11 protein-coding genes are annotated in these 12252 nt (G+C 46.3%); 4 read left to right on the forward strand and 7 right to left on the reverse strand.

The window, feature by feature from the left end; genetic code table 11:
* Positions 1-149 precede the first annotated feature (149 nt).
* A complete protein-coding gene (locus tag PF479_RS10915; RefSeq protein WP_298006223.1) occupies positions 150-938 on the forward strand; it encodes an ankyrin repeat domain-containing protein in 789 nt (262 codons plus the stop codon).
* Here the strand turns inward: PF479_RS10915 and PF479_RS10920 are convergent.
* The 3 genes from PF479_RS10920 to PF479_RS10930 are packed head-to-tail and all read right to left on the reverse strand — an operon-like array spanning position 914 to position 4795.
* Complete coding sequence (locus tag PF479_RS10920) at positions 914-1306, reverse strand: hypothetical protein (protein ID WP_298006225.1); 393 nt, start codon at positions 1304-1306, stop codon at positions 914-916. The two genes, PF479_RS10915 and PF479_RS10920, sit on opposite strands and share 25 nt — an antisense overlap.
* A 4-nt stretch (positions 1307-1310) precedes the next feature.
* Positions 1311-2498: a ribonuclease H-like domain-containing protein gene (locus PF479_RS10925; protein ID WP_298006228.1), complete on the reverse strand. Its 1188-nt coding sequence runs from the start codon at positions 2496-2498 to the stop codon at positions 1311-1313.
* A complete protein-coding gene (locus PF479_RS10930) occupies positions 2495-4795 on the reverse strand; it encodes a DEAD/DEAH box helicase (protein WP_298006231.1) in 2301 nt (766 codons plus the stop codon). Before PF479_RS10930 ends, PF479_RS10925 begins: the two co-directional genes overlap by 4 nt.
* A gap of 221 nt (positions 4796-5016) precedes the next feature.
* Between PF479_RS10930 and PF479_RS10935 the strand changes: the two genes are divergently transcribed.
* Positions 5017-6294: a glucose-1-phosphate adenylyltransferase gene (locus PF479_RS10935; RefSeq protein WP_298006233.1), complete on the forward strand. Its 1278-nt coding sequence runs from the start codon at positions 5017-5019 to the stop codon at positions 6292-6294.
* On the forward strand, positions 6294-6713 hold the full coding sequence (locus tag PF479_RS10940; RefSeq protein WP_298006236.1) for a hypothetical protein: 420 nt from the start codon (positions 6294-6296) through the stop codon (positions 6711-6713). The genes PF479_RS10935 and PF479_RS10940 overlap by 1 nt, the downstream gene beginning before the upstream one ends.
* On the opposite strand, the gene PF479_RS10945 is transcribed toward PF479_RS10940, so the two are convergent.
* From PF479_RS10945 to PF479_RS10960, 4 genes are all read right to left on the reverse strand, one after another.
* Complete coding sequence (locus tag PF479_RS10945; protein ID WP_298006240.1) at positions 6700-7104, reverse strand: NUDIX domain-containing protein; 405 nt, start codon at positions 7102-7104, stop codon at positions 6700-6702. The two genes, PF479_RS10940 and PF479_RS10945, sit on opposite strands and share 14 nt — an antisense overlap.
* Before the next feature lie 2 nt (positions 7105-7106).
* Positions 7107-7514, reverse strand: coding sequence for a hypothetical protein (locus tag PF479_RS10950; RefSeq protein ID WP_298006243.1), 408 nt, complete (start codon positions 7512-7514; stop codon positions 7107-7109).
* An 85-nt stretch (positions 7515-7599) separates the two neighbouring features.
* Entirely contained in the window at positions 7600-8115 is a 516-nt protein-coding gene (locus tag PF479_RS10955) for a hypothetical protein (RefSeq protein WP_298006246.1), read from the reverse strand.
* Positions 8105-9268, reverse strand: a complete 1164-nt coding sequence (locus tag PF479_RS10960; RefSeq protein WP_298006249.1) for a hypothetical protein — start codon at positions 9266-9268, stop codon at positions 8105-8107. The genes PF479_RS10955 and PF479_RS10960 overlap by 11 nt, the downstream gene beginning before the upstream one ends.
* A 135-nt stretch (positions 9269-9403) precedes the next feature.
* Between PF479_RS10960 and secA the strand changes: the two genes are divergently transcribed.
* Positions 9404-12142 carry a preprotein translocase subunit SecA gene (gene secA / locus PF479_RS10965; RefSeq protein ID WP_298006252.1) on the forward strand — a complete coding sequence of 913 codons (2739 nt, stop codon included), beginning with the start codon at positions 9404-9406 and terminating at the stop codon, positions 12140-12142.
* Positions 12143-12252: the final 110 nt, after the last annotated feature.

The following is a 12252-nucleotide window of genomic DNA, read 5'->3' on the forward strand; positions in this document are numbered from 1 at the left end:
TTCTTCTATTTTAGGAACGAATGAGGAGAATATCGAGCATATTTGACAATTGAGTGACGAAGAAGAGATGAAAAAGATCAAAAATAGAACAATAATGATTAAGTCCGACAGGCTGCTAGTTTACACTGGTTCGGGACAAGGAGAAACAATTGCTTTCATTAACACAGGATATGAAAGATGAAATAAAACTGGCATGCATGGATATGCCCGATGGCGAGATCAACAGAATGATCAGAAGAGGAATTTCCCCATTTATGCTTCTCGTACTGGGATGCCAGACAAACTCTTTACAACTGATAGAAGAATCACTGAAAAAGGGAGCTGATATCAACGGAAGGGATAATGAATCCTGGACTCCTCTCATGCATGCATCCTATTACAACCATCAGGAAGCCATTGACTGCCTTCTTTCTCATAATGCCCGGGTTCATCCCCGTTCGGATCAGGGAGAATCGGCGGTCTATATAGCCATGAAAGAGCGGAACCTCAGTACAGTGAACCTCTTCAACAAACGCCTGTACATGATCAGAATGAAACACGCGGGCATACTCATTGAGGCACTGAGAACCATTGAACGGGAGCGGAAAAAGCCTGTAGAGGCCAGGGACAGAACGGCTCTTGCCTTGTCCTGTATTGACAGAGGCTATGTCTGGTGGGTGGGTGAAGAACATCCCCAGAAGGTGGAGAGACTCTTCAGAAATGCCTATCATTTCGATCCCCGGGTAGGAGCCTTTCCCTATGCCTCGATTCTGGCCTCTTCGGGTCAACAGGCAGAAGCCCTGGATATTCTGGAAATGATTCAGAAAAAAAAGTGGACCACCATCCCCCGGGAGGGAATGACTGAGAGCGGTTTATTTGTCAATCTGGAAGAATCCTACCGCTGGAAACGCTTCATGATAAGGTGGCGTGAACCTCAGGGAAGAACCATCTCCGCCTGATTTTCCTTTTCCAGAATCACGATTTCATAATCTTGTCGAAATTCTCGAATTTGAACTTCCTGTTGATTCAGTAGAGCCTTCAGATCCTGGATCTGATCCCTGACATCCCCCAGGGTCTGATCGAAATCCTCCAGTGAATTTTGAAAGTCCCCTCCCTCTCCCCTGAGAGACCGGTTCACACTGTCAAGCTGCTCATCCATATTTAAAAGTGTTTTCACCAGAGGAGTCAATTCGGGTTCCTCCATCACTATCATTCCGGCATCATCCAATGTTTTCTGGCGAATTTCCCGTCTTTCGCTGCAGGAGAGTAAATTCATCAGTGCTAAGAGGAGGATTAAGGTTATGGGACGACTCGGGTGAACTCTCATATTCTTATTCTAGAGTCTCTGAAGGTCTGTCTGCAATAAATGACTCCTTTTTTCTGACAAGTCTGGCTCTTCTGTGATGGAGATCCTGTTTCAAAAGGGGGTTCTGGAGGGGATGGTTTCTCAATAGGGAGTCAATGAGAACCAGAGCTGCAGGTATATCCTTTTTTTTATGCTCCAGATACTTGGCCAATTCCACGGCAGCAAAAGGAGACGTCCTTTTTACCAGAATATGCCTCCACAGAGCAACAGCCTTTTCCCATTCTCCCTGACGTTTCCAGTAGAGGGATAAGAAGACCTCTCCTCTCAGATCCCCCCGGTCAACTGAAGTTTGCAGAAAAGACAGGGCCCTGAAGTCCTGACGGACCAGTAGGTAGCGTCCCAATGCAAATGGATCAAAGAGAGGAAAACCTGCTGGAGAAATGAGATACTCCTCCAAAAAATTGACAAGAACGGCCAGGGAGAGTATATCCATATCGTTATGTTCCATGACCCGGTTCAGATCAGGATGATTCCCCGCTTTCAGAAATTCAAACCAGATGTCCGGAATTTCAGCACCAGGGATATCATCGGTCCTATGGATGCCCAGAAGTTCCTCTTCAACCGTACCAAGACGGCAGTTGGGCATTCTGTTCCTGAAGAAAGACCTCACAGGGTACAGGAGGTCCAGCTGAGCCCCCATACGGCAGGAGATGCGATTCATAAGAAAGCGGGTCTCTAGAAGGGGTTTGTCAAAGGATTTACCATTATAGGAGAGAAAAAGTTGTGATCCTTCAATCTCTTTTTTCAGATGTGTCAGCAAGGCGGGTTCGCCGGGATAATCTCTCAGAAAATACTGAGTGATTTTAAACTCATCCCCCTCCTGCCGTCCGATGCCTACCAGAAAGGCAATATTCCCGGCTCCTCCTGACAGACCTGTTGTTTCGGTGTCATAAAACATCCACTTTTCCAGAGGAGGATACTCATTCAGTAGAATGGAACTGGACCTGAATCCCTTCAAGGGGGACGCACAGCGGCGTTCCCGGACCCAAAGATCCTCTTCCAGAACCTTCCATCCTCCCCTGAGGGAAATGGGAATCTCATGGCTTGTTTCAAGTCCAGTGAGAAGGTGATGAGAAGCAGGATCGGGAAGGCGAGAGCTCCCCTTCTGTGTCTTTTTCAGACGTGCCAGGCGGTCGGACAGACCGGGTTTCATGTATTTGCCTTCAGCCAGGCTGCCAGAAAATCACGGGTGAGGAGACGGGGATTGGATTCGAACTGATCCTGCTGATCCAGAGGCCCTACACAGGAGGGACAACCCTGTTGACAGCTGCAGTCTGAAACAAGATCCAGACAGGCTTGAAAAATTTCTTTCATCTTGATAGAGAAGTTATCTGCCAGACCGATGCCTCCGGGATATGTGTCATATACAAAGACCCCGGGACACTCAAAATGCGGGTCCCTCACCCTTCCGGTAACACCGATATCCGTTCCCCGGCAGAGGAGAAAAAGGGGCGCTGTATTGCGTATCAGTGTGGACACCCGGGAAAGAACCGGTGCCATCATCATATGGGGGATCATCTGAAAGGCCAGACCACCGGGAGACTCACCGGTCAAAGAGAGAAAAATCGCCCTGGTATGGATTTCTTCTTCGGGAAGATGGATCTCGCCATAACCGATATTCTCATGAGTCTGATACTTAATTTTTTTATATTTAGAAACTTCATTCCGTAAAAGAATGTCACAGTGAGTCACAAGCTGACCCTCCGCGATGGATGTTCCGTCCTCTTCAAGAACCTTGATGTCTGATTTCAGGATGGAGTCGGTATAGTAATTCACATCCGAAACTTCGACCCTGCAGATGTGATTTTCAAGATCCAGTTTCTTGACGATAAACTGATCTCCCCGGTGGAGGTAGATCGCCTCATCAAAGATCAGCTCTCTGGCCGAATGGCTGTCCATTTCACCAATGACATTATGCTTCCCCTGTGTTGTATCGATGATCACAACATTTTCGGAGGCACCGCTGCGCAGGGAGATCTGTTCCGACGGGTAGGAGCGGTCAGCCCAGTACCAGCTTTCCCCGGTATAACGGAGCACACCGTTTTCTTCCAGATAGGACAGAAGAGAGGACACATCTCCCGGGAATCCCTCTCCCTTGCGGAAAGGGATTTCAAAGGAGGCGCATTTCAGATGGTCCAGCAAGATGAAAAGATTATCCGCGTCGATATAACCAGACTCAGGATTGGCTCCGAAAAAGTACTCGGGAGTCTGCACAAGGTATTGGTCCACAGGTGAACTGGAGGCGATGAAAAATGCCGCGGACAGGGCACTGCTCCGTCCGGCTCTTCCGGCCTGCTGCCATGACGATGAGATAGATCCTGGAAATCCGGCCAGAACGGCCGCATCAAGACCGCCTATATCGATACCCAGTTCCAGGGCATTGGTAGAAACGACTCCCTGAATCGTTCCCTCCCGGAGACCCTTCTCAATCTTTCTTCTTTCACCTGGAAGGTAGCCACCTCTGTAGGCCTCGACGGTGATTCTGTAATTCTCATTGTATATGTTTCTAAGCTTCTTATTGATATAGGATGCCACCAGCTCCGTTTTGACCCTGGATCGGGTAAAGATGATGGTTTTGATCCCTTTATTCAAAAGGCGCACTGCCATCTGCTGAGAGCTGTGAACGACTCCCTTTCTGATGCCCTGTACAGGATCGACCAGAGGAGGATTATAAAAGACCAGATGTTTTTCTCCCGATGGAGCCCCATTTATATTGATCAGGGTGACAGGTTTTTCGATGATGGCCTGGGTCAGCTCCGCAGGATTCCCGATGGTGGCACTACAGCAGATAAACTGAGGATTACTCCCGTAAAAGGCGGCAATCCTTTTCAAACGGCGCAGGAGGTTGCACATATGGGAACCAAACACGCCCCGGTAGGTATGTACCTCATCCAGAACAATATACCGGAGAGACTTAAAAAAATCGATCCACTTGGGATGGTTAGGCAGAATCCCTGAGTGAAGCATATCCGGGTTAGAGATGATGATTCGTCCCGCCTGGCGGGCGGCCATCCGGAGGGAACCCGGTGTATCACCGTCGTAGGTACAGATTTTAACAGGAATTTCATCTCCCAGGACAATGTCGTTCAGAGCGGACTGCTGATCCTGGCTGAGTGCCTTTGTCGGAAACAGATAGAGGGCCCGTGATTCCGGTTCTTCCAACAGGGTCTTCAGAACAGGCAGATTATAACAAAGGGTTTTCCCCGAAGCTGTAGGAGTGACGACACAGATATCCTCTCCACGGGTAGCAGCGTTATAGCAATCAGCCTGATGGGTGTAGAGACGATCAATGCCCCGATTGGTGAGTGCCTTACGAACGACAGAAGGCAGACTCTCGGGAAGAGGGGCAAAATGCCCCTGTGAAGAGGGCAAAATTTCCCATTGTGTCACATTATCCATGAAAGTCTGATTATTTTTCAATTCATCCAGAAAGGCTCTTACATCACTCATGAATGTAGCTTACCATATTATAGGAATATTGCATCTATTTCATGCGAATTTCACACAACTGCATATTCAAGATTGACACAAACATTTATGATTCGAAGTTCAAAATCCATAAGAATGACTGAGGACAAGCCGAAGTTTCTTGACCTTAGGGATTGAGAGCCTATAATGAAGAGAATCCCGAAATCGAAGGGGATAACCATTTTTTCCGGAGTTAAGTTTTTATGACCAAAATATTGAGTGTCGTTCTAGGCGGAGGAAAGGGATCACGCCTCTACCCCCTGACCAAGGAACGCGCCAAGCCTGCTGTACCTTTCGGCGGAAAATTCCGTCTTGTAGATATACCCATCTCCAACTGTATTAACTCAGGACTCAGAAACATATTTGTCCTCACACAGTTCAATACTGCATCCCTCCACTTTCATATAAGCAGTACCTACCGATTTGATACATTCTCCGGGGGTTTTGTTGAAGTTCTGGCGGCAGAGCAAACCTTTGATAACGACGACTGGTATATGGGGACTGCCGATGCGGTGAGAAAAAATGAGTTTCATTTCCGTTCTCAGGAACCAACCCATTATATGATTCTCTCAGGAGATCAGCTGTATAGGATGGATCTGAAAGATTTCTTTAAAAAACACCTGGAAAGCGGTGCGGATGTAACCATTGCCGCCACTCCTGTGACCAGGAAAAATGCAGACCAGTTGGGAATTCTGCAACTGGACAACAAAGGCTATATCAACAGTTTCCTTGAAAAACCAGGACCCCACAAAAATATTGACGAATATAGGATTCCAGCTCTCCGAAAAAAGGCCGATACCATACCCGAACACAAAGACTATCTGGCTTCCATGGGAATTTATATTTTCAACGCCGAGGCTCTGAATAAAGGTCTGGACAATGACTTTGCCGATTTTGGCAAGGAAGTCATCCCCATGATGATCAAAGAAGCCAGTGTCCGGGCTCATGTCTATAAGGGATACTGGGAAGACATCGGTACTATACGGAATTTTTTTGAATCCAACCTGAACCTGGCCACACCCAGGCCCTTCTTCAACCTTTATGACATGGAATATCCTATTTATACTCATCGTAGAGACCTCCCCCCCTCCAAGATTAATTCCTGCCACTTTCATAGAGCACTGGCTTCGGAAGGTTCCATCATCAATGGTGAATCCGTTGTAGATTCCCTGGTAGGAGTCAGGAGTTTTATCCACAGAGGAGCCACATTGGATCATGTTTACATCATGGGAGCCGATATTTATGAAACCACAAGAGACAAAGAAATCAACAAGGCCATGGGTCGGCCGAATCTGGGTATAGGACCGGGAACCCAGGTCCGCAAGGCAATTATCGACAAGAGTGTCCGTATGGGTCAGGATTGCAGAATAGGGATAGATGATAATTACAGAGCTGACTTTGAAGGGGAGAACTACTATATCAGAGACGGTATCATCATCATTCCCAAACAGGCAATCATTCCCGACGGAACCGTTATTTGATGAAGAATCCCCATCAAAGTGTAAAAGTGGAATCAGGTATGTTTGTCCGGTATACCCTGAACTGGTCACCCTATGTGGAGTTGGATCGGTACCTTATTCATGGGATTGTACCTTCGGAAGGTGGGATATTTCAGATTTTTGTGAACAGGAAGGGACAGCTTCATCTTCTGCTGACGGAGAAGAGCTACTACGGTGGGCTCCGCAACAGAATCAGGGAGCTCATGGATCCCCTGTATATGGGGAAAAACATTCACAGACAGACACTGGATGACAATCAGTGTTTTGTCCGGTACAGCGTACTCCTATCTATCAACGATATGTATGATGTGATGCACTTCCTGACCGGATCCCAGCCCTCGGACCGTTATGAAGAAATATATGTACTTGAAAAAGAAAGCATGTTTGTCAGGAAAGTTTAGAATCCATCCGAACCTCTTTCATATACTCTGAAAGAACTATCCGGTCTGAACCGGCCAGGTCCAGAGAATTGATTTCTTCAGGAGAAAACCATCCCCATTCCACATGCTCATGAAGCGCCTTGGGATCACCCTTGAATTCAACATGATACATTTCCAGCAGGAAGAGGGTGTCTTTGTGGGTAAAATGACCTGAACTGAGAAGAGGCCCGACCTGCACCTGGATTTCCAGCTCTTCCAGCCACTCCCGAATCATAGCTTCTTCGGCTGTCTCACCCTTTTCAAGCTTACCCCCCGGAAGTTCCCATTTATGGGCAAGATCTCCTCCGGGTTTTCTTTTTGCGAGAAAAAAATGTCCCTGCCTCTCGGCTAAACCGGCGATGGATCGTGCCATGCTTAAAGTATAAGAGCCGATGGAACCAGAAAATGAAGGATTCCGATGATTATGGCAATGATACCAGCAATGTGCCCCCGGTCTTCCAGAATATCAACATAACTTTTCATCCAGCTTCTGTTTTCTTCCAGATTATCATAGAAAAAACTGAGAACTAAATATCCCCCCAGTAAAAAACCAGACACTGCCGGAAGCAAGTCCCCAATGACGAGAACATCACTTGGAGAGACCTTCAACAGGGTAAACAGGGCTGAAAGGACTGTAACAACTCCCAACACAAGTTTAAACCGGTTGTTATTCAGCAGGGTTGTACAAGATGCAAATGATTCTATCTTTTCTTCCAGAAAATGAGAACTCAAAACTAATCCGGCCAAAAGATGGGTGAACACAACTAAAAAGTAAATCTGCATTTAATATCACTCCTTTTACAACTTAAGCCACTCTAATCAAATCATAAGTAAACCATGAAACCGAGTCAACTTATTTTAAAAGAATTCACCTGGGAACAGGTGAAATGGCATTCAATTCAATCCTTGATTCTTCAATGCTGATTCCGACTCGCACTGAAATCTTCTCATTGCCCCTCTTCAGCCTGAAGCGGAAGATCCGGTCTTCTCCCGTAGGAGGGGTCAGATCATTGACTTTCTTGACTGACTGTCCATTGATCAGAAACTCGATTTCCACCGGCCGGGGTGATAAACCCTCGGGTTGATTCCTCATTAAAACAGAAAGATACAAATCCTCATCCAGGGACCTCAATGAAAGTTCGCATTTCAATCCCTCGAGGGTCCCCCTTTTATTGCTGGTAAGAATAAAAGGATAAATGACACCTCCGATAATACACAGCAGGAGTAAATCCATCATCAGGATACGGATGGAAAATGTTCTTTTGGAAGAGGAACTCCTGCCATCGGTAAAGGTGTTCATCTTCATCCGTTCCGAACGGGAATACTCTATGTGCAATTCATCAGGGGAATACACTTCAGGCCCTTTATTAATTCTATTGGGCATAATTATCGGCAATCTTATCGGTGCGCCACCAGGAAACCCTGGCTCCTTTTGGTTCATAAAAGATGCCGGCCAGGAGGCCGTCCGCGGAGAGAAAGAAGCGCCGGAAAAGAATTCCGCTGTCCTCAATAAACATGACTCTTTCAACTTTAACGGCTCCCGTGGAGTCCATCAGAATCAGATGATAACGTCCGCTGAAGTCTGACCCCAGAAAGTAATGAAGCCCTGAACTTGTGATTCCCAGGTATTCATAAATCCCGTCCAGCGTCTGCCCATTGACCTCTACTTCCAGAGTGGCGATCGTAAAAAAATCGGTATACTTCTCTTCCAGAAGATCCAGAGTGTACAGACGGCTTACAGATTTTAAATCTGGAGAATCATTCACAGGAAAATAATCCATTTTAATATATAACTTCTGTGCATTTCTGTCAGGTATAAGGCTTTCCGGTACCCCGGCACTCCAACCGCCCTCTTCCATTATGGGAAGGTTTTCTTTATCCAGAATGATTTTATACATTAGATCGCCCTGGCGGGAAAACCAGTAAACAAGCTGTTTCTGACACTGTCTTGTCAGTACAACCGCCTCTCCATTATCTGTAATTTCAAGGTCTTGAATATAGGCAAAGGGAGACCCCTGTATCCCTTCCTGTCCCAGATAGTCGACAAATTGACCCTTATGATCAAATCTGAGAATGATGCGGTTGTGAAGGATTCGATCCTCGATCATGCTCTGGCTCTCATCCACCCGGTCTGCTACCAGCATATACTCATCAGAGACAGCCAGGTGATCGATTCCACGGAAATTCCATTTTCGAACGATAACTGGATTTTCTTTATCCTCTGACAGGTATTGAGCAGGTTCGGGATTGATTGTTGGATTGTAGTAAAATCCCAGAAGATCACCATAAGAGTTGAGCTCCATTATTTTACCCGCATTGCTGCTGCTTAAAAAAACACGCCCCTCTCTTATAAAAAGGTCACTTGTCCCGGGAAGCTGTGAATCGGGTTTAAGAAAGTAGTTGAGTTCATCTGCCATATAGCCCAGGGGGAGAATAAACAAGTCTTCACGTTCAAGAACCCTGTTCTCCCCGGTACAAGAAACAAAGAGAAAGGGAAGAATGATAAAAATAAACCGGACAAGATATTTACACTTCAATGGACAGACTCCTCCGTCCCCGGATCAGGTCTCCGGGCTCGGCCCTGTAATGGGCATAGAAACTGTTTAATCCTACAATTGACACTTTATAATGTCAATCTTGACGACTCCCCCTAAATCCCGTACATTTGATCCATGGTGAAAATGATATTGTCTCTCATCCTTGGATCAAAACAGGATAGAGATCTGAAACAACTGCTTCCAACTCTTCATAAAATCAATGCAAAAGAACAGTGGGCAATCAAACTTCCTGAAGAGGCGTTCAAAGAACAGACTCTTCAATTCAAGGAGAAGCTTGCCGCAGGAGAATCACTCGATGATATTCTCCCCGAAGCGTTTGCATTGGTAAGAGAGGCTGCACGAAGAACCCTGGGGGAACGCCCCTACGATGTCCAGCTCCTGGGAGGCATTGTCCTTCATCAGGGTAGGATTATGGAAATGAAAACTGGAGAGGGAAAGACTCTCTCCAGTGTAGCCTCGGCCTATCTGAATGCCCTGACCGGCAAAGGTGTTCATATCATCACGGTGAATGACTACCTGGCCTCCCGTGATGCGGCCTGGATGAAACCTGTCTATGACTACCTGGGAATCAGTGTCGGTGTTATTCTTTCCGATATGGACCCGGAAACAAGACAGATTGAGTACAGCCGGGATATAACCTTTGGTACGAATAATGAATTCGGTTTTGATTACCTGAGGGACAACATGCGCTGGAGCATGGATAAAAAAGCTCAGAAAAACCACCCCTTCTGTATCATTGATGAAATTGACTCCATCCTGATTGATGAGGCCAGGACACCTCTGATCATTTCAGGTCCTGTTCAGGATGATACCAGTAAATTTTCTAATGTCAATCAACTTATCAAGTTCCTGATTGAGTGCGAAAAGGATCCGGCTACCGGTGATTATCCCGTGGAAGATCCCATTACAGGGATTCAGCCGAAAGGTGATTACAAACTGGATGAAAAAAGTAAGAAAGTTGTCTTTACCGATCAGGGTATGAACCATGTCGAAGAACTGCTGATTGGCCGGAAATATATCCAGGGGTCCCTCTTTGATGAAGAAAACTTTGAGTTTATTCATTATTTTACCCAGGCCCTGAAAGCCCATATGCTCTTCCACAATGATGTGGATTATGTCATTCAGGATGGTCAGGTTCAAATTGTAGATGAGTTTACCGGTCGGGTCCTCACAGGACGCCGGTATTCAGATGGACTGCATCAGGCTATTGAAGCCAAGGAAGGGATCAAGATAGCCCGGAGAAACCGGACATTGGCCAGCATTACCTTTCAAAACTTCTTTAGAATGTACGATAAAATATCCGGCATGACCGGTACGGCAGATACGGAAGCAAGAGAATTCGGCCGTATTTATGGTCTGGAAGTAGTGGTCATCCCTACAAACCGTCCTGTGAACCGAACTGATGCAGACGATATTATTTATTTGAATGAAGATTACAAGTTTTCTGCCATCTGCGAGGATATTGCGGATATTCATAAAAAAGGGCAGCCTATACTTGTAGGAACGGTCTCGGTTGAGAAGTCTGAAAAACTGGCCTCCTATCTGAAAAAGAAAGGTATCAGATTTGAGATTCTCAATGCCAAAAACCACCACAGAGAAGCCCTGATCATCTCTGAGGCGGGAGCCAAAGGCTCTATTACCATTGCCACAAATATGGCAGGTCGTGGAACAGATATTAAATTGGGCGGAAATCCCGAGTATCGGGCAAGACAGGCTGCCGGAACGGATGCCACAGCGGAAGAAATCAGCCTTCATCTTCAGAAACAGTATCAAACCTGGCGTGCTGAAAATGAAGAGGTCCGTCAATTGGGCGGCCTGTATGTTATCGGTTCAGAACGTCATGAGTCCCGGCGTATAGATAACCAGCTTAGAGGGCGGTCAGGCCGACAGGGTGACCCCGGTTACTCCCAGTTCTATATTTCACTGGACGATGACCTGATGCGCCTCTTTGGCGGTGAAAAGTTTAAAAAAACAATGACCCAACTGGGTATGGAAGGAGATGAACCTCTTCACCACTCTCTCTTGAACCGTTCCCTGGAAAAAGCACAGAAACGAGTAGAAGACCGAAACTATGAAATCAGAAAACACCTTCTGGATTACGATGACGTTCTGAGCATGCAGAGAACCTCGATATACCAGCAGAGAGATGAAATCCTTTCCTTTTCAGATCTCACAATCAAGATTATGGATACGGGAGAAGAAATAGTCAGTATCCTTCTGGACGATTTTAAGAATGACAAAAGGCTGGATGAAACGGAAGCTCTCGCCCGTTTGATGATCCGTCTCAGGGAGAACTTCAATTTCTCCCCAGACGAAAGCATTGATTGGAAATCACTGACCTTAGATGAATGGCAGACAGAATTGCTTTCTTTTTTGAAAAATGATTTAGAAGAGAAGAGAAACCTTGTGGGAGAGGATCAGTTTAACCAGTTTATCCGCTACGAGTATCTTAGAAATCTGGATAACCGCTGGCAGGAACATCTTGAAAATCTGGATTCTCTGAGAGAAGCTGTATATCTGCGTTCTTATGCACAGAAAAATCCTCTGGTGGAATATAAGAACGAAGGTTTTGAAATCTTCGACAGGATGATGGACGACATGAGGATCACTCTGGCCAGAAAAATCTTCAGAGTCATCGTCCGAAATGCTCCCGAAAGATCCTATACCGGCAAAAATCGGCAGCCTGTCCATGCAGTACACAGTGGTCTTAAGAGTTTTGCACCCGGAAAATCTGAAGAAAGGGCGGAAGCCAATTCTCAGACGATGCAGGTGCGCCGCAGCGCGGCCAAGGTGGGACGCAACGATCCTTGTCCCTGCGGTAGCGGTAAAAAGTACAAGAATTGCCACGGCTGATAGTATTACTGATGATTCAAAATTAGCCGCAGGGTGGGTTCTACGAGAGTGCTAAAAAGCACTCTCGTGGTTTATACCCAAAGGCCGAAGGGGGTGGTTTGCTTAGTCAA

The organism is Oceanispirochaeta sp. (genome assembly GCF_027859075.1).
In the GTDB taxonomy this organism is placed as follows: domain Bacteria; phylum Spirochaetota; class Spirochaetia; order DSM-2461; family DSM-2461; genus Oceanispirochaeta.